Genomic DNA, 394 nt, shown 5'->3' with positions numbered 1-394 from the left:
TCGCGGACAAAATCGTTTTGAGGGTGAACGTGGAAGACGCTTCGACGGCGGCTTTGATTCTCGAAACCGTGCCCCTCAAGCTAGAACACGTCAGGATGGAGCTCGCAGTGGCGCAGGAAGCGGACGCGAATCGAAAAACACACATATAAATGATGACGAGATTCGCACGGAAGATGGCACCGAAATGATTTTCGGTAAAAACGCAGTGCTCGCGTTTTTAGAGGATAGCGAAAACGACGGCAGCGATTTTGATCTGGACGACGATGATGATGACGTAGCCGATAATGGCGAATCCGCTGCTGGCGAATCAGCTGCTGGCGAATCCGATGATGGCGAATCCGCTGCTAGCGAATCCGCTGCTGGCGAATCCGCTGCTGGCGAATCCGTTCATGGC

At 53.6% G+C, this 394-nt stretch carries 1 protein-coding gene; it reads left to right on the top strand.

Annotated features, from left to right (window positions below; genetic code table 11):
* Positions 1-184 precede the first annotated feature (184 nt).
* On the top strand, positions 185-394 hold a 210-nt coding region (locus DP116_RS30645), incomplete at its 3' end, for a hypothetical protein (RefSeq protein WP_211173561.1).

Origin of the sequence: Brasilonema bromeliae SPC951 (genome assembly GCF_012912135.1) — a bacterium.
Classification (GTDB): Bacteria; Cyanobacteriota; Cyanobacteriia; order Cyanobacteriales; family Nostocaceae; genus Brasilonema; species Brasilonema bromeliae.
The sequence above is the reverse complement of the archived record's forward strand: the minus strand, read 5'-3'. Positions and strand labels throughout refer to the sequence as shown.